General features: G+C 70.6%; 17 protein-coding genes and 1 pseudogene. 13 read left to right on the forward strand and 5 right to left on the reverse strand.

Features of this window, described 5'->3' with window-relative positions:
* Positions 1-53: 53 nt before the first annotated feature.
* Positions 54-1,880, reverse strand: a complete 1,827-nt coding sequence (locus OO60_RS18120) for a DUF2339 domain-containing protein (RefSeq protein WP_033261697.1) — start codon at positions 1,878-1,880, stop codon at positions 54-56.
* A 44-nt stretch (positions 1,881-1,924) separates the two neighbouring features.
* Positions 1,925-2,890: a Gfo/Idh/MocA family protein gene (locus OO60_RS18125; RefSeq protein ID WP_081655815.1), complete on the reverse strand. Its 966-nt coding sequence runs from the start codon at positions 2,888-2,890 to the stop codon at positions 1,925-1,927.
* Between the two features lie 83 nt (positions 2,891-2,973).
* Here OO60_RS18125 and OO60_RS18130 point away from each other — a divergent pair, with 83 nt between their 5' ends.
* Positions 2,974-3,795 carry a hypothetical protein gene (locus tag OO60_RS18130; protein ID WP_003078593.1) on the forward strand — a complete coding sequence of 274 codons (822 nt, stop codon included), beginning with the start codon at positions 2,974-2,976 and terminating at the stop codon, positions 3,793-3,795.
* 9 nt (positions 3,796-3,804) lie between these two features.
* Here the strand turns inward: OO60_RS18130 and OO60_RS18135 are convergent, their stop codons facing one another.
* Both OO60_RS18135 and OO60_RS18140 read right to left on the reverse strand, forming a co-directional pair.
* Complete coding sequence (locus OO60_RS18135) at positions 3,805-7,503, reverse strand: caspase family protein (protein WP_033261698.1); 3,699 nt, start codon at positions 7,501-7,503, stop codon at positions 3,805-3,807.
* Positions 7,504-11,250: an ATP-binding protein gene (locus tag OO60_RS18140; protein WP_003078600.1), complete on the reverse strand. Its 3,747-nt coding sequence runs from the start codon at positions 11,248-11,250 to the stop codon at positions 7,504-7,506. It abuts the gene before it with no gap.
* 126 nt (positions 11,251-11,376) lie between these two features.
* On the opposite strand from OO60_RS18140, the pseudogene OO60_RS18145 reads away from it, so the two are divergent.
* The 3 genes and pseudogenes from OO60_RS18145 to dusB all read left to right on the forward strand — a co-directional run.
* Positions 11,377-11,604: pseudogene (locus tag OO60_RS18145) on the forward strand (tRNA-dihydrouridine synthase); the annotation flags it as partial.
* 266 nt (positions 11,605-11,870) lie between these two features.
* On the forward strand, positions 11,871-12,689 hold the full coding sequence (locus OO60_RS45875) for an abortive infection family protein (protein WP_205624144.1): 819 nt from the start codon (positions 11,871-11,873) through the stop codon (positions 12,687-12,689).
* A 78-nt stretch (positions 12,690-12,767) separates the two neighbouring features.
* On the forward strand, positions 12,768-13,907 hold the full coding sequence (dusB, locus tag OO60_RS18150; protein ID WP_003078608.1) for a tRNA dihydrouridine synthase DusB: 1,140 nt from the start codon (positions 12,768-12,770) through the stop codon (positions 13,905-13,907).
* Here dusB and OO60_RS45880 read toward each other — a convergent pair.
* Positions 13,828-14,229, reverse strand: coding sequence for a hypothetical protein (locus OO60_RS45880; protein WP_240490674.1), 402 nt, complete (start codon positions 14,227-14,229; stop codon positions 13,828-13,830). The two genes, dusB and OO60_RS45880, sit on opposite strands and share 80 nt — an antisense overlap.
* 109 nt (positions 14,230-14,338) lie before the next feature.
* Between OO60_RS45880 and OO60_RS18155 the strand changes: the two genes are divergently transcribed.
* From OO60_RS18155 to idi, 9 genes are all read left to right on the forward strand, one after another.
* Positions 14,339-14,986, forward strand: coding sequence for a VC0807 family protein (locus OO60_RS18155; RefSeq protein ID WP_003078614.1), 648 nt, complete (start codon positions 14,339-14,341; stop codon positions 14,984-14,986).
* Positions 14,987-15,018: 32 nt separating this feature from the next.
* Positions 15,019-15,711: a GntR family transcriptional regulator gene (locus tag OO60_RS18160; protein ID WP_033261700.1), complete on the forward strand. Its 693-nt coding sequence runs from the start codon at positions 15,019-15,021 to the stop codon at positions 15,709-15,711.
* Positions 15,708-16,703, forward strand: coding sequence for an ADP-ribosylglycohydrolase family protein (locus OO60_RS18165; RefSeq protein WP_033261701.1), 996 nt, complete (start codon positions 15,708-15,710; stop codon positions 16,701-16,703). Before OO60_RS18160 ends, OO60_RS18165 begins: the two co-directional genes overlap by 4 nt.
* Positions 16,700-17,575 (forward strand): PfkB family carbohydrate kinase, encoded by an 876-nt coding sequence (locus OO60_RS18170; RefSeq protein ID WP_003060128.1) that lies wholly within the window; start codon positions 16,700-16,702, stop codon positions 17,573-17,575. The genes OO60_RS18165 and OO60_RS18170 overlap by 4 nt, the downstream gene beginning before the upstream one ends.
* A complete protein-coding gene (locus OO60_RS18175; RefSeq protein ID WP_003060126.1) occupies positions 17,572-19,005 on the forward strand; it encodes a purine-cytosine permease family protein in 1,434 nt (477 codons plus the stop codon). Before OO60_RS18170 ends, OO60_RS18175 begins: the two co-directional genes overlap by 4 nt.
* Positions 19,002-19,529 carry a cysteine hydrolase family protein gene (locus OO60_RS18180; protein WP_003060123.1) on the forward strand — a complete coding sequence of 176 codons (528 nt, stop codon included), beginning with the start codon at positions 19,002-19,004 and terminating at the stop codon, positions 19,527-19,529. Before OO60_RS18175 ends, OO60_RS18180 begins: the two co-directional genes overlap by 4 nt.
* Positions 19,530-19,539: 10 nt before the next feature.
* Positions 19,540-22,509: an NACHT domain-containing protein gene (locus OO60_RS18185; RefSeq protein ID WP_033261702.1), complete on the forward strand. Its 2,970-nt coding sequence runs from the start codon at positions 19,540-19,542 to the stop codon at positions 22,507-22,509.
* 9 nt (positions 22,510-22,518) lie between these two features.
* Positions 22,519-23,352, forward strand: coding sequence for an alpha/beta fold hydrolase (locus tag OO60_RS18190; RefSeq protein ID WP_003060117.1), 834 nt, complete (start codon positions 22,519-22,521; stop codon positions 23,350-23,352).
* A gap of 86 nt (positions 23,353-23,438) precedes the next feature.
* Positions 23,439-24,002 carry an isopentenyl-diphosphate Delta-isomerase gene (gene idi / locus OO60_RS18195; protein ID WP_033261703.1) on the forward strand — a complete coding sequence of 188 codons (564 nt, stop codon included), beginning with the start codon at positions 23,439-23,441 and terminating at the stop codon, positions 24,000-24,002.
* Positions 24,003-24,082 lie beyond the last annotated feature (80 nt).

A 24,082-nucleotide genomic window follows, 5' to 3' on the forward strand; every position in this document is an offset into this window, starting at 1 on the left:
AGCCGGTCTGGTGACCCAGGTAACCACGGGGCACCGACAATTTCTTCCCGCACTTAACGTGACGCGACCCGTCGCGCGTACCGCGTCCCGGCCGCCAGCAGCACCAGGCCGGCGCCGAGGAACGCGCCCACCCTGGCCAGCCCGTCCAGCGCCGACAGGTCGAACAGCACCAGCTTGAGCACCGCGGCCCCGACCAGGATCAGCCCGGTCACGCGGAGCGCGACGACGTCGATCCCGCGCAGCAGCAGCACGAGCGCCGCGACCGTCCACGACACCGTGATCAGCGCGTGGCCCAGCAGGAACCCGGTCCGGCCGGGAACCGCCAGCAGCGCGCCGCACAGCACGACCCCGGCGGCGCCGTAGAGCGCCGAAACCCCGGCGAGGAGCCAGATCGGCAGGTCGTCGGCCGGCCCGCGGAACACCGCCAGCCGGGCCGCGGCCCACGGCAGCGCGACCGACACGGCCAGGATCAGCGCGGCGACCGCGAGGGCCCCGGCCAGCTCGGCGGCCGAGCGGCTGCGCGGCACGATCAGCAGCGCGGGCGTGACGTCGAAGACCACCCCGATCAGGCCGCCGATCGCCGCGAAGCCGAGCGCGGCGGCGAGCGCACCCCGGTTGCGGCCGCCCACCGCGGCCACGACCAGCAGCAGCGCCTCCCCGAGCAGGACCCCGGCTCGCGCCGATCCGTCGAACTGCGTGACCGTCGCCTGCAGGACCGCCAGCAGGCCGGCCAGCCCGGCCACCTGCCCGGCGAACCCGGGCCACCAGCGGCGCGCCGCCCAGACGGCGAGCAGCACGACGCCCGCGCCGGCCGTGATCGGCACGGCCTGGGCCTTCGGCAGCAGCACGGCCGCGATGAACGTCGGCAGCACGGCGGTCGCCAGCACGGACAGCGCCCCGGGGTCGTTCTCGCGGCGGCGCAGCACGATCAGGGCGAGCGCCACGCCGGCGACCCCGGCCCCGGCGGCCGCGGCGGTGTTGGCCCAGCTGCCGCCCCCGCCCAGCACGGCGGTGCTGATCACGGAAGCGAGCAGCGGCGGGACGCCGGCCGCGAGCGTCAGCGACGACCAGTCGCGGCGCAGCTGCACCGGCGCCGTCGCGAGCTGCACCATCAGCAGGAAGGTGACCAGCTCGGGGGTGAACCCGCGAACGATCATCGGCGCGCACACGACACACCCGACGACGACGGCGGAAGCCAGCAGCGGCGACTCCCAGCGCACGGCGACGAGCAGGCCGCCGACGGCGACCACCAGCCCGGCGGCGAGCCCGGCGAGCACCGGCAGGAACCCGTACAGCGTGGTCGCGGCGACGGCGTCCAGGTAGAGCGTGGCGATGCCGGTGGCGGCGAGCGCGAAGGCACCGGTGCGGCCGGCGGGCTTGCGGTGCAGCCACACCCCGGTGCCGGTCAGCGCCAGCCCGAACGCGGCCCCGACGAGCACCCGCGGCAGCGGCCCGAGCCAGCCCCGCTGCACGGCGAGCACGAGCAGCAGGACGACACCGAGCAGGGTGACGGCCCCGCCGACCCAGGCGAGCACGCGGCTCCCGGCGCCTTCCCGGCCGAGCTTCTCGCCCAGCGTCGGGCGCGGAACGGGCTGGTGGGGCGGGTACGGCGGCGGCGGGAAGTACTGCGGCGGCGGAGGCGGCGGCGGTTGCCACTGGTACTGCGGCCACGGGACCGGCTCAGGCCGGACCGGCCCGGGAGGCGGTTGCGGGTGGGGCTGCGGCTCGGGCTGCGGTGCCTGCTCCGGCTCGGCGGCCTGCTCGGACCGGACGGTCCGCAGTTCGGAACCCACCAGGGCGAGACGACGCCCCAGGTCGTCGATCTCGACGGCGAGCCGGAGGAGCACAGCTGCTTCGGTGGTCATACCGGACAGCGTCACGCACCGCGCCGACCTGCGGATCCGTAGCACTACTCAATCCGCGGTCACGTCCTGGTCGCGGCCAGCACCTGGTCCATGGTGGTCATGATCGAGACGGTTTCGGCCAACGGCATGAGCGGGCTCTCGGTCTCCCCGGCGGCCAGCCGGAGCGCCACCTCGTCGGCCTGGTGCCGCAGGCCACGCCCCTCGTCGACGTACTCGAAGCGACGCCGTTCGCCTTCGCGCGGGATGAAGGTGAAGGAGGCCGGGGCGTAGAAGGGCCCGTCGATCTCGATGCGGCCGTCGGTGCCGACGATCGACGCGGTGGTCGGCGAAACGGCGCTCAACGTGCAGGTGAGCACGGCCTGCGCACCACTGGCGTAGCCGAAGAGCATCGACGTCTGCGCGTCGACACCGGTGAAGGCGGGGCTGGCCATGGCGGCAACGCGCTCGGGCGCCCCGAGCACCATCGAAGCGAAGGACACGGGATAGATCCCCAGGTCGAGCCGCGCGCCCCCACCGAGTTCCGGCGCGAACAACCGGAAGGCCGGGTCTTCGGCGAACCACTGCCCGTGGTCGGCGGCGACGGTGACGACGGCCCCGAGCTGCGGCAGGAGTTCGCGGACGTGCCGGATGTGCGGCAGGAAGCGCGTCCACATCGCTTCCATGAGGAAGAGGTTCCTGCTACGCGCGAGCTCGACGAGGTCCCGGGCTTCACCGGCGTCCATCGTGAACGGCTTCTCGACGAGCACGGGTTTACCGGCCTCGAGCGCGAGCCGCGCGTTCCCGTGGTGCATCGGATGCGGGGTGGCGACGTAGACGACGTCGACGCCGGGATCGTTCGCGAGGGCCTCGTAGCTGCTGTGCCGGACGGGGACGCCGTGCTCGTCGCCGAACCGCGCGGCGCTCCCGGCCGCCCGCGACCCGACCGCGGCGACGACACCGGAACCGGTGAGCTTCAGGTCCTGGGCGAAGGCCCCGGCGATCCCGCCGGTTCCCATGATCCCCCAGCGAAGGGGCGTGTCGGTCATGCGGCGAGCCTAGGCGTAACGACGCCGATCGGGCGGGCGACTCCCAGCGGTACCGCCGACCGCCGCAGGAGGGATCCGCCGGGATGGGTGCCGAAGTTCTCGGGGTGCACGGCGTCGGCAACTGGCGATCGGTGCTGCCCGCCGACCGGGCCGCGACGCTGAAACGTGACTGGTCGGACGCGCTGGGCGTCACGTCCCTCGAGGTGGCGTACTACGCCCACCACCTGTCCCTCGACCACCACGGCGACGACGATCTCGAGCTCCTCGACAAGGCGTTCGCCGGGGCGCCCGCGGAGCTGCTGGCGTGCTGGATGCAGGCGATCGCCCTCGCCGGTGAACCGGACCACGGCCGCGCGCTGGCGCCGATCCGGCAGCTGGCGGCCTGGTGGGTCCAGCGCTACGGGCTCGACCGGGACGTCGTCGACCGGTTTCTGGCGGCGTTCCTCGGCGAGGTGGTGTGCTACTTCGACCCGCTCGCCCCGGCTCGACGGCAGGCCGTGCGCACCGAGGTGGCGACGGCGATCAGCCTGCACCGGCCGCGGGTCGTCGTCGCCCATTCCCTGGGCTCGGTGGTGACGTACGAGACGCTGTGGAGTTATCCGGCGCTGCAGGTGGAACTGCTGGTGACGATCGGCTCGCCGCTCGGCCTGCCCGACCGCATCCACCCGCTGCTGCAGCCGGCCCCGGTCGACGGGAAGGGCGGCCGCCCGCCGGGCGTCGGGCGCTGGGTGAACGTCGCCGACCCGGCCGACCTGGTCGCGATCCCACCTGAGCTGCAGGGCTGCTTTTCGGACGTCGAAGACTTCTCCGCACCGGCCGGGATGGGCTTCACCCATGCCGCAACGAGGTACCTGGCGACGCGGGTGGTGCGTTCCGTCGTCGGCGAGCACCTGCGCCCGCGATGAGCGCGGCCGTCAGCCGGCGCCTTCGAAGCAGATCAGCTCGCCCATCGTCAGCACCAGGATCCGTTTTCCGTCCTCGTGCAGGAGGATCCGCCGGACCGGGGAGCCGACGAACGCCGTCTCCAGGAGGAGGCGGCTCGCCAAGTTCCAGAACCGCACCACGCCGTCCTGGCCCCCGCTGACCACCACGGCCGTACCCCAGCAGTAAACGCACCGCAGCGCGGTGAGCCCTTCGTGCCGCCCCAGGATCTCGGTCTGCGTATCGTCTTGGCCGAGGGTGAGCAGCTCGTTGGCGCGGCCGATCACCGTGACGAGCCTGCCGCCCACCAGGATCCGGTCTTCCTCCGCGTCCCGCGGCTGCCACCAATCGACGAAATCGAGCCGGGAGATCGGGACTGGATCGTGGCCGATGGCTAGAAAGTGCCCTTCGCGGCCGACTCGGGCCACCACCACGCCCTGGCCCGCGACTTCGGTGTACCTCAGCTCGTCGACCGGCGCCCGGAAGTACCGCAGTACGCTTTCCACGCCGTCCGCCATCAAGGATATATGACCGTCCGAATAGGAAACGAAAATATCGTCGTCGCGATCGACCTCCACACTGGTGACGGGCACCTCTCCCGGGGCATCGTCGATCGGCGGGGCGAGCGGCGACCTTTCGGAGAAGTGGTAGGCAACTCCGGTCTTGTCCAGTGCCACGCCTCGCATCCCGTCGCTCAGCGAAATCGCGACAATGGCTGCCTTCGACGGCGCACACCGGATAATCACCTTGCTGTCCCGCCACGCGATGATCCGGCCGTCGACCGTACCGGCGGCCCCGCCGGACGCATCCGGCAAAAAGGCCACCGCGGACAGCTTGGTGTCGACCGCCTTTACGGGGGCCCAGTCGTCGATGTTCTTCACCTCGTTGACCGCGACTTCACCGTTCGCAGTTCCGGTCATCAGGTAACGACCACAATCGGACAAAACGATACACGAAATCGAATCATCAATGGTGAATTCGTTGGTGGCGCTCCTCAAGACATCGATGACTCTGCCGACACCGGACCGGGTAGCGAGCGCAGTGATCGAATCTTCTGACGCACCCAGGCGAACCGAACCGCTTTCGGGAGCCAGTCGGCAAAGGACTTCAGTCCTACCGGAACGGTGGGCCCTGAAGATCGTGCTGGGACCAACGCACAAGTAGCTTCCCGACGGCTCACGGACCGCCTGGGAGATAACCCCGATGGCCAACAAGAACGTTCTCCCCGCACCCTCGTAAACCACGAGACCACGTTCGGATATGATCCCAACTTCCCCTTCGCCTGTAGGCCTGGCGACAACTCTTCCGGCTACCAGCTTTTCCCGCGAAACAAAATCCGGCGCGAACTCGGTCGCCCATTGCCATTCGTGCAATCCCTCCGCGCCGATACCGGCGATCCGGCGTCCGTCAGCCGAGATCGCGACGGACGTCAGTCCGGCCACCAGCGGCCCGGAAACGGTGGCCGGTTGCTGCATCGCACCGGTGACCCACCTCGGCCGCCACCGCAACCCCGCGAGCTTGGCCGCGCGCAACGCCAGCACCGGCATCCCGGCCCGAGCCGCGGCCATGGCCAGCTCGGCCGGCCCGCCGATGGCGCCGAACGGGCCGCCCCCGGTGAACCGCTCGCTGAGGAGGAGCCCCGGGTCGGACAGCAGTTCCGCGACCGCGGCACCGTCCCCGGCGTGCTCGAGCAGGTGCCTGAACAGGTACGGCTCGGCCGCGTCCCAGTCGCGCGCGTCGGCCGGGCCGAGGGAGGAGAGCAGGGCGTCGAGCGCGCGTTCGCCGAACGGCTCGGCCGCCCCGAGCGTGTCCGCCAGCCCCTGGTGGAACAGGCGGTAAAGGTTGCTGTGGTCCGAATCGACGGACTGCCGGATGTAGAAACTGCCTGCGTGCAACGCCTCCCGGATTTCCGCCGCTCCCGGCGCACCGGCCGGGCCGCCGAACACCGGGGCCAGCCGCCGCAGGACCGAAACGGGCACCCCGGCGCCCCTGGCGTGCGCGAGCACGGTCAGCACCGGACGCAGCCACGGGTTGTCGCGGTGGAGTGCGAGGTCGAGCTCGAGCACCCCGGCGAGGTCGCGGGGCACGTCGCCGCCGATTTCGGCCGCCGCGGCCGTGTCGTCGGTTTCGGCCCTGGTGACGAAGTAGCGGGTGTAGAGCCCGGCGACCAGGAACGGTCCCGACTGCCCGGGCACCGCCAGCGCGGCCGACACCGCGCCCGCGAACTCGGCGGAAACGCTGTGCCTGCCCCGATAGGTCGGGGTCGCGCGCAGCAACCCCTGCACGTAGTCGAAGAGGTCGTTCTCCAGCACCTGCGGCTCGACCCGGTCGAGGTCGACGGTGGTGGCACGCGCGAACAGCGGCTCGAAATCGGCGTAGTTGCGCACCCCGACCAGCAGCCGGACCGGGTTCCCCGGTTCCACGAGCGGCAGCAGCAGCTCGTTCATGATCCGGGCCGGGTCGTTCGCCTCGTCCAGCGCGTCGACGACCAGGACGGCGGACCGGGACCGCAGGGCCGTGACGAGGTCGGCGACCGGCAGGCTCTCCGGCAACCCCAGCTGGCGGATGACCGACGCGGCGATCCCCTCGACCCCGCGCTGCCGCGCGTGCACCGCCACGAGCCCGTCGATGGTCACCGGCGCCTGGGCGACCTGGTTCCAGATGTGCTGCGTCGCCGACCGCAGGGTGGTGCTCGCCGCGCAGACCAGGATGCCCAGCAGCGCCGACTTGCCGGAGCCGGGACTGCCGGTGACGACGTACAGCGGTGCCGCGTCGCCGTGCCCGCTGAGCCACGGCGAGATCCGGCGGAGCTCCCGCGCCCGGCCGGAGAAGCAGCCGATCGAAGCGCCCATTTCCAGCAGCCCGCCGAGGCCGCTGGCCCGCTCGACGAAGTGCCGGGCGTCCAGGCCTTCCTTGAGGTCGTCGAGGAAGGGCAGGACGCCTTCGTCGACCGAAGCCCGCAGCTGCACCCGCTGATCGGGCAGGTAGGCGGGATTGCGGAAGAACGGCGGTTCGGCCGCCGAGCTGAGGTCGACCAGGCTGGCGGTCACGGTCTGCGGAATGGCGTTCGCCGCCCGGGAAAGCCGGTTGACCTCCTGCCTGATCGCCCTGGCCACGGTCCGCAGCGGCACGTGTTCCACGCTGGGCCCGATGTCGAGCTCCCCGGTCCGCAGTGCCCGCAGCACGTTGACGACGGCTTGGCTGAAGCGCCCGCGGTACGCCCGTTCGTGCGGGCCGCAAGCGGCGATGACCCAGCTCCGCTGCGTGGCCGCGAGCCGGCCCTGCCAGGGCAGCCGGGCGGCGATCCCGGCGTCGCAGAGGTCGAGCAGGAACAGCGTGGTCGGGCCGTCGGCGGTTTCGCACATCGTCAGCCAGTGGGCGATGCTGCTGTCGGCGTGCGCCACCCCGTCGCTGCCGAGCGCGAAGACGGTGGCGTCGCCGTCCGTGCCGCGGCCGTGCGTGCTCAGGTGGATGACGGTCAGGTCCCCGGCGGCGCCGTCGGCGAGGGTCCGTTTGACGAGCGAGCCCACTTCTTCGCTGGTCAGGCGGGTCGCCTCCGGCACGGCCTGTGGAACGTAACCCAGCTGTTTCAGCTCGTCGGACAGGGTGAGCGCCAGGTCGGGGGCGTAGGCGAGCCGCGGGTGGGCGTCGAAGTCGGCCACGCCGATGGCCAGCACACGAAGCTGGTTCACTCAGCCTCCCGCCACGGCGGCGTTCCGGAACGCGATCAGCTCACCGCCGGCCGCGACGAGCAGGTGATCCGCCCGCGGGGTGACGAAGATCCGCCAGACCGGACCACCGGCGGAAAGCGCGTCCAGCAGGGTGGCCCGGGCGATGTCCCAGATCCGGACGACACCGTCCGCACCGCCGCTGACCGCCACCGCGCGGCCGGCCAGGCGAGCGCACCGGACGACGGCGAGCCCGTCGTGCACACCGACGACCCGTTCTTGCCGCCCGGCCTCGGACGCCACGACGTAGTCGCCCTTCCGCGCCACCGTGACGATGCTTTCGCCGATCTGCACGTCCCCGGAGGCCGTCCGGTCCCGGAGCCGGTCGAGCACCCAGCCCGGCGCCAGGATCCGGCTCAGCCCGGAGCCCGGGCGCCACACGAAGTCGCCGTCGCCGGTGCGGACCAGGAGGACCCGCTCTTGTTCCAGTTCGGTCAGCACCAGCTCGGTCGGCACCGCATCCACGGCAACCTCCGCCACCACATCGCCGGTCGGCAGGTCGACCTGGAGAACCCGGTTCTCCGTGGCGACGAAGGTGCCGTCCCGGCTGTCCCCGGCGACGGCCAGGACCGGCGGCCGCTGATCCGCCGTTCGCGGCGGCGCCGGCTCGCTGGGGATTTCCAGCGTGCCTGCGCCCTCGGGCCCCACGTAGTGCAGGTTCCCGCCCGCGTCGAGCGCCACGCACCGCCCTTCGGGGCTCACCTTGACGTGCACGATGGCGACGTCGGCCGGTTTCGCCGCAGCCAGCTCCTGCCTGCTGCGGGCGAAGATCACGACGACGCGGCCGTCGGCCAGTCCCACGGCGAGCACCGCCGAATGGGCAGAGACCCCGACGGCCGTCACCGGCTGGGCGAAGTTGCGCTCGTAGTTCCAGCTCGCGAAGCGCCGCCGATCGACGAGCCCGGTCCACCCGCCGGCCGTCCCGGCCACGAGAACGTCACCGTCCTGGCTGATGTCGAAGCAACTCACCCGCCCGGCAATCGGGTAGAGGTTCGTCCAGCTCGCCCCGCGTTCGAAGAGCACCAGCTGATCCTCGGAATCCACCGAAACGGCGACCGGCTCCGCCGGTCTCGCCCCCAGCGCCCACGACGTGCTCCGGTGCCGGGTGTCCTGGTGACCGATCACGGTGCCGTCGTCGGCGATCTGCGTCACCAGCCCGCCTGCGGTCACGCACACGTATCCGGACGGGTTGCCCCGGCTGAGCGCGATCGCTGGGGACACCAGACGCGAAGTCCCGGTGACCCGGCTGCCGCCGACGAACGCGACTTCGTTCTTCCCGCCCACCGCCTTGGCGACCGCGAAGGTGCCGTCCGCCGCGGGGAGCGTCACCAGGTGTCCGGCAACGGCCGGGTTCGTTCTCGAAAACACGGGTTCACGGCCCGTCGGCCAATGCCATTCGTGCAGCCCGTCCGGTCCGGCCGCGAGCACGCGGTGACCGGAAATCGACACCGCCGCGGCCGCGGCCTTGCGAGGCCCGGCGGCACCTTCGCCGGACGACCCCATGGACCAGCACGGCCGCCAGGTGAGCGCGGCGATCTCGGCCGCGCGCGCCGCGAGCGAAGGCATGCCCCGCCGGGTGGCGGCCAGCGCCAGTTCGGCCGCGCTCGTCACGGGGCCGAAACCGTGCTCGCCGACGAACGCCGGGTGCAGGAACAGCCCGGGATCGGCGGTCAGCTCGTCGGCCAGCCCGACGTCGGCGGCGTGGTCCGCGGCGTGCCGGAACAGGTAGGGCTCGGCGGCGTTCCAGTCCCGGCTCTCCGCCGGGCCGAGCGAGGAAAGCAGCGCATCGAGGGCCGTCGCGGTGAACGGGCGATCCTTCACCAGGGCGTCGGCCAGGCCCTGGTGAAACAGCCGGTAGAGGTTGCTGTGGTCGGTGTCGAGCGACTGCCGCAGGTAGAAACTGGCGAGCCGGAGCGCGGCCCGGACCTGGGCGACGCTCGGCCGGGCCGCCGAATCCGCGAACGCGGGGGCCAGGCGGCGCAGGACGGAGATCGGCAGGCCGGCGCCCCGCGCGTGCGCGATCGCGGTGAGCACCGGCCGCAACCAGGGTTCGTCCTGGTGCAGCGCCAGGTCGAGGTCGAGCACGCCGGCCGGGTCGCGGGGCACCCGCCGTCCCAGCTGGGCCGCCTCGGCCGCGTTGCGGACGGCCTTGCCGGTCACGAAATGCCGCGTGTACAGCCCGGCGACGAGGAATGGGCCCGTCTGCCCCGGCTGGGCCAAGGTGGCCGAGACGGCCGAAGCGAACTCACCGGACACGCCGCCGTTGGCGCGGTAGTGGGGCGTGGCCCGGAGGAGGTTGATCACGTACGTGAACAGGTCGTTTTCGAGGACGTGCTGCTCGACCTGGTCGAGGTCGACCAGCGTGGCCTGCTCGAACAGCGGGCGGAAGTCCTCGTAGTTGCGCACCCCCACCAGCAACCGCGCGGGCTTGCCCGGCCGCACGAGGGGGAGGAGCAGCTCGTTCATGATGCGCACCGGGTCGTCGGCTTCGTCGAGGGCGTCGACCACCAGCACCGCCGACCGGTCGCGCAGCACCGTGATCAGCTCGCCGACCGGGAGGCTCTCCGGGAAGCCGAGCTGGCGGGCGATCGAACCGGCCACGCCGTCGAGACCACGCTGGCGGGCGTGCACGGCAGCGAGGCCGTCGATCGTCACCGGCGCCTGGGCCACCCGGTGCCAGATGTGCCGGGTGACGTCACGCAGCTGGCTGCTGGCCGCGCAGGTCAGCACGCCGAGCAGCGCCGACTTGCCCGATCCGGGGCTGCCGGTGACGACGCAGAGGGGCCGGTCGTCGCCGTGGCCGCTCAGCCACGGGGAGATCCGGCGGAGTTCCTCGTCACGACCGGAGAAACAGGCGATCGTCGCGCCGGTTTCGCGCAACCCGCCCAAACCGGTTGCGCGCTCGACGAAGTGGCGTGCGTCGAGTCCTTCGTCGAGGTCGTCGAAAAAGGGAATGACACCGGGGTCCACTTCCGCGCGGAAACTCCGCCGCGGATCCGGGTCGTATTCCGGGTTGCGGAAGAACCGCGGCTCTTCGTCGGAACTGAGGTCGACGAGGCTGGCGGTCACCTGCTGCGGAATCGCTTTCGCCGCGACGGCCAGCCGGTTCACCTCCTGCCGGATCGCCCGCGCGATGGTCGTCAACGGCACGAATTCGGTGCCGGGATCGATGTCGAGTTCCCCGCCGCGGAGCCCGCGCAGCACGTTGATGACGGCCTGGGTGAACCGGCCGCCGAAGGCCAGCTCCCGCGGCCCGCACGCCGCGATGACCCAGCCCCGCGGCGCGTCGGCGAGCCGGGTCTGCCACGGCAGCCGGGCGGCGGTGCCGGCCGCGCAAAGGTCGAGCAGGAACAGGGTGGTCGGCCCCGGCACGCTCTGCCGCATGGTCAGCCAGTGCGCGACGCTGGCTTCGCCGTGCCGGGCGCCGTCGCTGCCGATGGCGAACACCGTGGCGTCGCCCGCGACGCTTTCCCCGTGCGTGACCAGGTGCACGATCGACAGGTCGTCGTCGTCACCGTCGGCCAGCGCCCGCGCGACCATGGCGCCCAGGTCGTCGCCGTTCACCCGGGTCCGCGTCCGGTGCCCGTTCGTCGCGTAGCCGAGCTCGGCCAGTTCCCGCTCGAGCTGTTCGGAGAGTCCGGGCGCGTAGTCGAGCGGGTGGTGCCGGTCGAACGAGCCGACGCCAACCGAGAGCGCACGCCGCTGGACCACTCCCTGCCCCCTCATCGATAGAGACGGGGTGGATATCGCAGTCCGCTGCCGACTTGCTACACCGTTCGGCGGTGGTCGCGAGCCCCTGGATCGGCGTGACCGACACCACAGGCGACACGTCGCCTTCGGCAGCTGTGCGCCGAGTACGGCGCCGGCATCTAGGTGTGCGAGATGATCACCGCCCGCGCCGTCGTTGAATGGCACCCCCTCACCATGCAGATGATGACCTTCAGGGCGACCGAAAAGCCCAGGTCCGTGCAGCTCCACAGCGTCGACCCGAAGACCATGGCCGAAGCCGTCCGGATCATCGTCGGCGAAGGGCTCGCCGACCACGTCGACTCCAACTTCGGCTGCCGGATGTCAGCACATTGACAACTTTGTTGTCTTCCCCCTCCGTCCGACTTTCCAGTCCGTCGACCCTGGAGGCAAGCCCAGTGGTCGCCCGGTGAGCACCGCGAGCATGCTTCTAAGTCTGCAACTCGGTCTTCGAGCTGATCGGAACTTCCAGCCGCAGCCTCATCACCTGAGCTCTGACAGCAGAGCCGAAGGCTGGTCAACCGACACTGCGTCCACAATCTAAACTGGTGGGTTACGCCTGAGCTGACCGAAAGCCGAGGACCATGATCGAGTTGATCGAACTAGGCGGAGCCCTTACACCCTTCTTCGAACAAGGGTTAGATAGCCCATCCCATGACGAGCTGGACCGAGCATTCGAACGCGCCGGGCTCACAGAAGGCGACCCACGCAGAAGTTCGACCGACCCAATCGGCAAGGCCAAGCGCGTGCGAGCAGTATTCATCTACGCCGCCGACCATGTTCCACAGTCCGGTTTGGCGCTAGCGCAACACCTTGTAGCTCTCTGTCGCGTAAAGAACGAGTTTGACACCGATAGCGCCAGCTGTCCAGGCTTAGATAAAATTGAAGCGCTTCGTCGTTCCTTTGAAAGTCTCGGATACAGTCTCGACAACACTGGCGCTCTGCGGCCGCTTGTCATAGACAACCTTTCAGGAACCAAACTGACCGACGCATTGCAGTCTTACGTTCGCCGAGCCAACGCCAGCCCGGACGATGCGCCTCTTCAGATTGGCAACGGCAAAGACCTCGACGAGGCGACGGCGCGGCACGTTTTGGAACAGAAAATTGGCGCGTACTCCCAAAATGGGAACTTTCCGTTCACGCTGGCGCAGGCTTTCCTTCAACTCGGCCTAGAGCCGGCGCACCAGAATACGGCCAAGACGCTAGACGGCGACCCCCATAAGGCCGTCCAGCAATGCCTCTACCAGCTCGCATGCGCGGTGAACAAACTGAGGAACGAAGTCGGCACTGGACACGGCCGCCCGTCCGCACCCTCGCGAACAACACCTCTGACATCAGCCGAAGCCCGGCTCGTAGCCCGCGCAACCGCCCTGGTCTCCGGCATGCTCCTGGATAGTTTGTGACGACGACGACCGGTCGAAATCGTCGCTGACGACCCGGAACGTCGCCCTGGATCGGCGTGACCGACACCACAGGCGACAATGGAGGACGTGACCGCCACCCTGAGCAAGCCCGCCCTCAAGATCGGCCCCTACCGGGTCGATCCCCCGGTCGTGCTCGCCCCCATGGCCGGGATCACGAACGTCGCCTTCCGGCAGCTGTGCGCCGAGTACGGCGCCGGCATCTACGTGTGCGAGATGATCACCGCCCGCGCCGTCGTCGAACGGCACCCCGGCACCATGCACATGATGACCTTCGGGGCCACCGAAAAGCCCAGGTCCATGCAGCTCTACGGCGTCGACCCGAAGACCATGGCCGAAGCCGTCCGGATCATCGTCGGCGAGGGCCTCGCGGACCACGTCGACTCCAACTTCGGCTGTCCGGTCGCGAAGGTGACGCGCAAGGGCGGCGGAGCGGCGCTGCCGTTCAAGCGGAAGCTGTTCGAAGCCATCGTCCGCGAGTCGGTGAAGGCCGCCGGGGACACGCCGTTCACCGTGAAGTTCCGCATCGGCATCGACGACGACCACCACACCTACCTCGACGCCGGCCGCATCGCCGAAGCCGAGGGCGCCGCCGCCGTCAGCCTGCACGCCCGCACGGCCGCGCAGCGCTACTCCGGCCAGGCCGACTGGACCAGGATCACTGCCTTGAAAGAGGCCGTGACCAGCATTCCCGTGCTCGGCAACGGCGACATCTTCAGCGCCGCCGACGCCCTGCGCATGGTGTCCGAGACGGGCTGCGACGGCGTGGTCGTCGGCCGCGGCTGCCTCGGGAGGCCGTGGCTGTTCGGCGAGCTCGAGGCCGCCTTCGCGGGCCGCCCGCTGCCGACCCCGCCGAACCTGGGTGAGGTCGCGGCCGTACTCCGCCGCCACACCGAGCTGCTCATCGAGCACGACGGCCACGACAAGGCCATGCGCGACATCCGCAAGCACATGGCCTGGTACCTGATGGGCTTCCCGGTCGGTTCCGAGCTGCGCCGCGGCTTCGCGATGTTGTCGTCGATGGACCAGCTCGACGACCTGATCGCCCAGCTCGACCACGACGCACCCTTCCCCGAAGCCGCCACCGGCCCCCGCGGCCGCCAGGGCTCACCGGGCAAGGTCACGCTGCCACACGGCTGGCTCGACGACCCGGACGACGACTGCGTCCCCGAGGCGGAAGACATGCACTCGGGCGGCTGAGCTGCACCAGGCTCACCCCGAACAGCAACACACCGAGCGGCACGTGCAGGGCCTTGACGTGCGCGATCCCGAGAAAAACCTGCGCCGTCACCAGCACGAGGAACCCTGCAGCGAGCAGAACCGCCCGCGGCGAGCCCCCGCCGGGCCGCCAGACGAGCCCGGCCACGACCACGTGCCCGACGGCGACGACCCACACCGTGTAGGCCGACGCGCTGTGGAGAACGTGCCCGTGCGGAGTGGTCAGCAGCAGCCCGGCGGTGACCGCCGAGAGGAAGGCGGCGAGGGTCTGCAGCGCGATGGTGACGCGCAGGAACGTTGTCATGCCCACCCGACGACGCAGCGGCCCGGAATGTGAGGCCGTGACATCTGTCAGCCCCAAGTCGTGGCGGACGGCATCCTTCCCGAGACCCCCGCCGCGACAAGCTCAACGCATGACGACGAACCAGCCCGGAACCGCCCTCTTCAAGACCCTCGCGATCGAAATCGCCGTCCCGATGGCGGTCTACTACGGCCTTCACTCGCTCGGCGCGAGCGACTTCGCCGCGCTCGCCGCCTCCGGTGTCTTCCCGCTGGCCCGGACCCTCTTCCAGTTCGCCAAGGACCGCACGCTCAACGGCCTCGCGCTGGTCGTGCTGACCACGAACGTCGTCGGCATGCTGCTCACCTTCGTCACCGGTGACGCCCGGATGATGATCGCCAAGGACTCGCTCGGCAGCGGCATCACCGGCCTCGTCATCCTCGCCTCCGCGTTCACCGCGGCGCCGATCATGACCAAGACCATGCGCCCCTTCCTCACCCGCGGCAACGCGGAGCGCGAAGCCGCGTGGGAGCGGCTCAGCGGTACCGCGCGGTTCGACGCCATCCTGCGGCGCTGCAACGTGATCTGGGGCATCGGCTTCGCGCTGGAAAGCGCGGCCCGCGTCGTCGGCGCGTTCACGCTGCCGGTGTCGACCATGGTCTGGCTGAGCACCACCATCTTCGCCGTCGCCTTCGCGATCGTCATGGTCGTCTCCGGCAAGGTCGCCGAAAAGGCGGGCCGGCTGATCGCCGCGGACGCCCGGGTCCTGGTAGCCGCTTGACCTGCGACAACGCCGGGTGTACAGGTGTGTACATGTACAGCAAGCGGCAGCAGCTGGTCGGCGACCTCACCGACCTGATCCGCTCCGGGCGCCTCGCCCACGGCGACCGCCTCCCCGGCGAGCACCAGCTCGCCGTGCAGTACCAGGTCAGCCGCGGCACCGTCCGCAGCGCGCTGTCCGAGCTCCAGCAGCTCGAGCTCATCTCCACCCAGGCCGGCGTCGGCTCGTTCGTCACCTTCGACGGCGTCCAGCTCGACCAGCGGATCGGCTGGGCCCGCGCCCTCGCCGACGCGGGCGCGCCGGTCACCACCGAACTGCTCGGCATCGAGACCGTCGAAGACGTTGCCCTGGCCGAAGAGTTCGGCGAGACGGCCTACGTCGCCGTGCGGCGGCTGCGGCGGGAGCACGACCGCGGCATCTCGCTCGAAACCGCCACCGTGCCCGCCGTCGGGCCGCTCGCCGACCTCCCCGGCACCGGCCTGCGGGACGGCTCCCTCACCAAGACCCTCGAGGCCGCCGGGCGGATCTCCGCCGGGGGCGACCAGTGGATCAGCACCGAACGCCTCGACGCCTGCGCCGCCGGGCTGCTCGGCCGGAGCATCGGCGAGCTCTTCCTCCGCGCCGAGCGCACCTCGGTCGACGCCGAAGGCCGGCTCGTCGAGCGCGTCGTCAGCCTGCTGGACCCGGACCGGTTCCAGTTCCACCTCACCTTCGGGCACCCGTGAGCGCGCGGGACCGGGCGCTCGGCGCGTTCACCGGGCTGGCCGTCGGCGACGCGCTCGGGATGCCGACGCAGTCGATGTCCCGCGCCGCCATCGCCGCCACCTACGGGCCGGTCACCGGCCTGCTCACCGCCGTCGCCGAGCAGCCGGTCGCGCCGTCGATGCCCGCCGGCTCGGTCACCGACGACACCGAGCAGGCCCTCCTGCTGGCCCGGCTGCTCATCGACGGCCGCGGCACCGTCGAGCCGCACGTCTTCGCCGATGCCCTGCTCATCTGGGAGGCGGACATGGTCCGCCGCGGGTCCGCGGACCTGCTCGGGCCGTCCACCAAACGGGCGCTGTCCCGGCTCCAGGACGGCGTCCCGGCCGACGAAGCCGGCCGCACCGGAACGACCAACGGCGCCGCCATGCGGGTCGCGCCGGTCGGCATCGCCACGCCGTCGGAGGACCTGCACACGCTGGTCGACGCGGTCGTCGCGACCGCGAGGCTCACGCACAACACCAGCCTCGGCATCGCGTCGGCCGCCGCGGTGGCCGCCGTCGTCTCCGCCGGCGTCGACGGCGCGAGCCTGGCCGAAGCGCTCGACGCGGGCGAGCGCGCCGCCGTCGTGGGCGGGGAACGCGGGCACTGGGCGCCCGGCGGGGAGATCGCCGCGCGGATCCGCTGGGCGCGCGGCTGGGTGCGCGGCATGGCCCCGGCCGCCGTCGCCGACGCGGTCGCGCGGGTGATCGGCACGTCGGTCGCGTCGCAGGAGTCCGTCGTCGCCGCATTCGCGCTGGCCGAGGCCATGGGCGACGACCCGCCGGCGGCGCTGCGCCTGGCCGCCGGGCTCGGCGGCGACACCGACACGGTGGCCGCGATCTGCGGGGCGATGCTCGGTGCCGCGCACGGCATCGGCGCCTTCCGGCCCGACGTCGTCGAGACCGTGCTCGCCGTCAACCGGCTCGAATTCGGGCCGCTGGTCGACGAACTCCTGAAGCTGCGCCGGCGATGACCGGGCGGCTGGTGCACACCGGACAGGTCGTCGTCGACCTCGTCATGGCGGTGCCGGCCCTGCCCCCGCGCGGCGGCGACGTCCTGGCGTCTTCGACGAACCTGGTGCCCGGCGGCGGTTTCAACGTGATGGCCGCCGCCGCGCGGTCGGGGGGGCGCGTGCTCTACGCGGGCAGTCACGGTACCGGCGCCTTCGGTGATCTCGCCCGCGCGGCCCTTGCGGCGGAAGGGGTCGAACTGGCACACGCACCAGTGTCCGAAGTGGACACTGGGATCGTCGTCGTGCTCGTCGACACGACCGGCGAGCGCACCTTCGCGACCGGCACCGGCGCCGAAGGACGGCTGCGCGCCGAACTGCTCGACCGGATCACCCCAAAGACTGACGACGTCGTGTACCTGAGCGGATACAGTTGGTTGCACGAGTTCAATCGCGGGGCCCTCCTCGAGTGGCTGCCCCGTCTTCCCGGCTCGAGGATCCTGTTCGATCCTGGCCCGCTCATCGGTGACATCGACCCTGGAGACCTGCATGCCTTAATGTCCACAATAGACATCCTGAGCTGCAACGCCCGCGAAGCCGAGGTGCTGGGCGCGCTGCCGCCGGTCGCCGTCGTCCGCGAGGGCGCGAAGGGCTGCCGCGTGCACGAACACGGCCGGATCACCGACGTCCCCGGGTTCGCGGTCGACGCGGTGGACACCACCGGCGCGGGCGACACGCACTGCGGCGTGTTGGCCGCGGAGCTGCTTCGCGGCAGTACTCTCCTCGACGCTGCCGTGCGCGCCAACGCGGCGGCCGCCCTTTCGGTGACCCGTCCCGGCCCGGCGACCGCGCCGGTCCGGGAGGAGATCGACCAACTGGTGGAGGCCACGCGATGACCGGTTCCCGCAGGCTCGAGGTGGAAACCAACGGCCTCGACGTGATCGACGACGCCGAGCGGCGCGGAAGGCCGCGGCAGCTGTTCTGGCCGTGGTTCGGCGCGAACGTGTCGGTGCTGGGGCTGAGCTACGGCTCGTTCACCCTCGGCTTCGGGATCTCGTTCGGGCAGGCGCTGGTGGCCGGTGTCGTCGGCATCCTGTTCTCGTTCCTGCTGTGCGGGTTCATCGCCATCGCCGGCAAGCGCGGGTCGGCGCCGACGATGTTGCTGTCGCGGGCGGCGTTCGGCGTGCGCGGCAACCGGCTGCCGTCGGCGATCTCGTGGCTGCTGACGGTGGGCTGGGAGACCGTGCTCGCCGCGCTGGCGACGCTGGCCACGGCGACCGTGTTCGAGCGACTCGGCTGGGGCGGCGGGACACCGACGAAGGTGGTCGCGCTCGTCGTGGTGGCGGCGCTGACCGTCGCCGCCGGCGTGCTGGGCTTCGACGCGATCATGAAGCTGCAGACGTGGATCACCTGGATCACCGGGGTGCTCACCGTGGTGTACGTGATCCTGGTGGCCGGCGACGTGCACTGGGACGCGGTCAGCGCGCTGCCGTCCGGCTCGGCGCAGCAATGGGTCGGCGCGCTGGTGTTCCTGATGACCGGCTTCGGCCTCGGCTGGGTCAACGCGGCCGCGGACTACTCGCGCTACCTGCCGCGGTCGTCGTCGAGCCGCGGCGTGGTCGGCTGGACGACGTTCGGCGCGTCGGTGGCGCCGCTGGTGCTGCTGGTCTTCGGGCTGCTGCTGGCGGGGTCGTCGCCGGACCTGAACAAGGCGATCGCGGCGGACCCGATCGGCGCGCTGACGACGTTGCTGCCGCTGTGGTTCCTGGTGCCGTTCGCGATCGTCGCGGTGCTCGGCCTGGTGGGCGGCGCGGTGCTGGACATCTATTCGTCCGGGCTGGCGCTGCTCTCGGCGGGGCTGCGCATCCCACGCCCCGCGGCGGCGCTCGTCGACGGCGTGATCATGATCCTCGGCACGATCTACATCGTGTTCTTCGGCGGCGAGTTCCTCGGCCAGTTCCAGGGCTTCCTGGTGACACTGGGCGTCCCGGTCGCGGCCTGGTGCGGCGTGATGCTCGCGGACGTCCTGCTGCGACGCCGCGACTACGCCGAGCCGGACCTCTTCGACCCGGCCGGCCGCTACGGCGACGTCCGCGTCGGGCCGATCGCACTGGTGCTGGTGGCGACGGCGCTCGGCTGGGGCCTGGTGACGAACACGTCCGCGGACTGGCTGAAGTGGCAGGGCTACCTGCTGGAACCGTTCGGCCTCGGCGGCCGGGAAGGAGCGTGGGCCTACGCGAACCTCGGCGTCCTGCTGGCGCTGGCACTGGGCTTCCTGGCAACGCTGCTGACGCGCCGCTGGATCCGCGCACAGGAGGCGGCGTGAGGTCGGTCCTGGCGGTCATCGACCTGCAGAACGTGTTCGCCGACAGGACAAGCCCCTGGTTCACCCCGCGCTTCGCCGAGGTGGTCCCGCAGATCGCACGCCTGGTGACGGCCTTCGGCACCAACGTCGTGTTCACGCGGTTCGTCGCGCCTACGCAGCCGGAAGGAGCGTGGAAGCGGTACTACGCGCAGTGGCCGTTCGCCCTACAGCCCCCGAGTGCCCCGCTGTACCAGGTGATCGACAACTTCCAGCCGACGTCCACTGTGGACGCAACAACATTCGGCAAGTGGACCCCCCGAATGGCCACCCGAGTAGGAGGAGCCGGCCTGGTCCTGGCGGGCGTCTCAACGGACTGCTGCGTGTTGTCAACAGCCCTGGCGGCAGCAGACGCAGGCGTCTCGGTAACGGTGGTATCCGACGCCTGCGCAGGCGTCGACGACGAAAGCCACGCAAAAGCCCTGGACATCCTGCGCCTGTACGGCCCACTGGTGACGGTGGCCACAACGGAGGAGGTCCTCGGCTAGGCTCGGCTCGGTGAGCCTCGAAGCCTCAGCGATCGCGTTGACGACGGCGGTGGTGAAGGCGGCCGCGAAGATCTGGCTGGGCAACCGCCCGATCGCCGCCGACGCCTCGGCCAAGGCACTCGACCTGCTGGAGAAGCAGGTAACGGGCCTCAACGACCGCCGCAAGCTCCGGCTCCTGTTCACCAACCTCGAAGACCGCGTCGCCGACCGCCTGCTGCCGTTCCTCGACGTGGAGTTCCGCGCGGTCCCGGAGAACGAGCGAGCAGCCGCGGTGGAGGCGGTCCACGACACGTTCGAGCGCGCAGCATTGACCGACGACGACCTGTTCGCCACCGACCTCGACGCCGCATACCTCTACCGCTACCTGCTCCGAACGGTCCCCGACGTCACCCGGCTCCTCTCGGTCGACGCGACGGAGCTGTACCAGCGAGTCCTGCGGGAATGCTGCGCGTACCTGGTGCAGGTGACGAGCACCCTGCCCCGCTTCCAGCCGGGTGCCCTCGTCGAGATCCTCCAACGCGAGACGGAGATCCTCGAGACGGTCCGAACGGTGCTGGCAACACTGCCCGAACGCCGCCACCCGGAAGACTTCGCCGCGGACTTCCGCCGCCAGGTCGTGACGAAGCTCGACCGGATGGAGCTGTACGGCGCGGGCCTGACCGAGGCAACCCGGCTGTATCCGCTGTCGGTCGCCTACCTGAGCCTGAGCGTCACGTCCGACAAGGAGGTGCCTGGCGACCGGATCGAGCACGTACTGCCACGGACGTCGAAGATCCTGCTGCGCGGCGAAGCAGGCTCCGGCAAGACGACGTTGCTGCAGTGGCTGGCGGTCCAGTGCGCGAGCCGGCAGCTGCGGAACGTCGACGGCTGGGACGACATCGAGCCGTTCCTGATTCGGTTGCGCCGGTTCAGCCACGCGCCGCTGCCATCGCCGGAACGCTTCCTCGACGAGGTCGGCAGGCACATCGCCGACGAGATGCCACCGGGCTGGGTGCACCGGCAGCTGCGCCACGGCCGGGCCGTCGTGCTCGTCGACGGCCTCGACGAGGTCCCGGACGAGCGCCGCCGCGAGGTGCACGAGTGGCTGCGCGAGCTGGTCGGCACGTTCCCCCGCGCCCGGTTCGTCGTCACCACGCGCCCGGCCGCGGTGACCGCCGGCTGGCTCAGCGGCGAAGGGTTCACCGAGGTGGGCCTCCAGCCGATGACCCCGCGAGACGTCCGGACGTTCGTCACCCGCTGGCACCAAGCGCTGCCGGGCGAGCCACGCGACGAAGAACGCGACGCCCTGATCACGGCCATCGGCGCCCGCAGCCCTCTGCGGCGACTCGCTGAAAACCCGCTGCTGTGCGCGTTGCTCTGCGCGCTGCACCACCAGGGCAACGGACGCCTCCCGGAAAACCGCATGGAGCTGTACGACGTCGCGCTGCGCATGCTGCTCGACAGCCGCGACATCGAGCGCAAGATCGACGTACCGGTCCGGCTGTCGCTGACCGAGAAGCTGGTGTTGCTGCGAAGCCTGGCGTACTGGCTGGTCCGCAACGGCCACACGGACGTCCCGGCCGCCGACGCCGAAGCCCGCATCACGGCGAAGCTGCGTTCGATGGGCCAGATCGACGTGACACCGCGGACGGTGTTCCGCCACCTGCTGGACCGCGGAGGCGTGCTGCGAGAACCGGTCCCGGGCCGCATCGACTTCGTCCACCGCACGTTCCAGGAATACCTGGCCGCCCAGGCGGCGATCGAAGAGGACGACATCGGCATCCTGACGGCAAACGCCCGCCGGGACGAGTGGCGCGAAGTGGTGGTCCTGGCGGCGGGCCACGCCCATCCCGCACAGCGCGAGCGCCTCCTGGACGGCATCCTCCAGTGGGACACGGACGAGCAGGAGCGGCTGAAGCTCGACCTGGTGGCACTGGCCTGCCTGGAGACATCACCGACGTTGAGCGAGCGGCTGCGAAACGAGATCGAAGACCGGGCCAGCACCCTGATCCCGCCGCAAAGCTTGAGCGAAGCGCGGGCTCTGGCGTCGGCGGGCGAGTTCGTTCTCGACCTCCTGGCCGCCAGCGAACCCGAGGCTCCGGAATCAACCGCGGCGACCGTCCACGCGGTCGCGTTGATCGGCGGCCAAGGGGCGTTCGAACTGCTGACCCGCTATCGCAATACCCGGGACCAGGTTGTGATCGACGAGCTGGTCGAGGCTTGGCATATGTTCGATCCGGTCGAGTTCGCCGAACGCGTGCTGGCCGAGCTCCCGATCGAGGACATAATCGCGGAAGACCTGGCAGAACTGGCCAGCCTGAGGCACCTGCCACAGCTCAGGCACCTCGGCTTCGTTGTCAGTGGCTCGGACGAGTTCGACTTCGCCCTGCTGGCGGGCGTTCCCTTGGAGAGCATTCACCTGATGGGTGGCGGCTTCCGCGCACAACCGATGGACATCGGGACGCTGGCCCGGATTCCGACGCTGCGCACGATCATCGCTGACAAGCCGACTTGCGGGTGGGATCAGCTGGCCAACCTTCCGAACCTCAGAGAACTCACACTGAGCAACATCGAAGACATCGACCAGCTCTCCGAGCTGACCCCCTTGCGGTACCTGCGCGCGCTGACGCTGGAACAGGTTCCAGGCCTTGAGGACTTGCGAAGTTTGTCCTTTCTGGACCAGCCGCACAAGCTCACATTCGATCGCTGCACCAACCTCCGGGACGTCCGCGCGCTGGTTCGCTGGGCCAGCAGCTTGACCGAGCTCAGCTTCATCAGGTGCCCCGAGGTGGATCTGAGCTCGCTACCTTCCCTGACTGAACTCCGGGTGTTGGAGCTCGAGCACACCCCCGTTCCGGATCTTCGGCTCGTGGCCGGCCTCACCGGACTCCGGGAGCTGAGCCTGTACAGCTCCGACGACATCGACTTGACCCCGCTCGCCGACCGGCCCGACCTCGAGGTCAGGGCTGCTGTCCGACACGCGCTCTCCGACGAGCTATAGATTCAGGTTGTGATCGACCACATCAGCATCCCCACCGAAGCCGGTTCCTTCGACGCCATCGCCGCCGGCCCCGAAGACGGCCGGCCGGTGCTGCTCCTCCACGGCTTCCCCGAAGCCGCGGTCGAATGGGAGCACCAGGTCGCCACCCTCGGCGTTCTCGGGTTCCGGGCCGTCGCGCCGGACCAACGTGGCTACTCGCCCGATGTGCGGCCCGAGCAAGCGAGCGACTACTCCATCGATCACCTCGTCGGGGACGTCGTCACCATCACCGAAGCGCTGGGCTGGCCGAAGTTCGACCTCGTCGGACACGACTGGGGTGGCGCCGTCGCCTGGTGGACCGCCGACGCGCACCCCGAACGCCTTCGCAGCCTCGCCGTCGTCTCCACGCCGCATCCCGCCGCGCTCGCCGAGGCCATGAAGACCGATGAAGACCAGCACCTGCGCACGCGGTACCTGACCGAGTGGCGGCAGACCCGCGTCACCGAACGGCGGATGCTGGAGAACGACGGCCGCGCGCTGCGGGACATGTTCGAGCGGCGGGTGTCGCCGTCGAAGGTCGATGACTACGTCCAGCGCCTCTCCGAACCGGGCGCCCTCACCGCCGCCCTCAACTGGTACCGGGCCGGGCGGCCCGCCGGGAAGATCGGGAAGATCGCCGTTCCGACGCTGTACGTGTGGAGCACCGAGGACGTCTCCTTCGGCTCGACCGCCGCCCTCGACACCGCGAACTGGGTCACCGGGCCCTACCGCTTCGAAATGCTCGAAGACGTCACGCACTGGGCGCCCGAGGAGGCCCCGGAAGCCGTCACCTCGCTGCTCGTCGAGCACCTCCACGCGCGGTAACCGCCCGTCACCCCGGTGGGCGGACCGGCCGTAACCCACCCGCCTCGCGGTACGGGCCGCCGTTGGGCGTCGTGTTCACTGGGGACGTGGATACCGCGACCGAAACCGAGACCGAGCAGATCGTCTTCGTCACCGAGGACGGCGTGCCCACCGGCGAAACCGGCCCGAAGCTGGCCAGCCACCACGAGCACACCCGGTTGCACCTGGCCTTCTCGTGCTACGTCCTGCGGCGCAGCGACAACGCCCTGCTGATCACCCAGCGCGCCCTCCACAAGAAGGTCTGGCCGGGGGTCTGGACCAACAGCGTCTGCGGCCACCCGGCACCCGGCGAAACCCTCGAGGACGCCGTCCGCCGTCGCGCCGGCTACGAGCTCGGGATGCCGTCGCTGTCCGGGCTGCACTGCGTGCTGCCGAACTACCGCTACCGGACGCCGCCGTTCCAGGGGATCGTCGAGAACGAGTTCTGCCCGGTGTTCGCCGCGTGGGCCGACACCGCGCCGGCGCCGAACCCGGAGGAGGTCGGCGACTGGCGCTGGGTCGCCTGGCCCGACTACACAAAGCTACTGAACGACCCGTCGGCCAATGTGAGTTACTGGGCCAAGGACCAGTTCGAGCAGCTCAAGGCCCTTGAACCGTTCTCCGGACTCTGAGCCGGTGATTCCGCAGCGTAACCACCACAGTCCCGTTTGAGCGAAATTCACCTTCCTCCGCACCGGCACCTCAAGCGCGA

Source organism: Amycolatopsis vancoresmycina (assembly GCF_000716785.1).
Lineage (GTDB): Bacteria > Actinomycetota > Actinomycetes > Mycobacteriales > Pseudonocardiaceae > Amycolatopsis > Amycolatopsis vancoresmycina.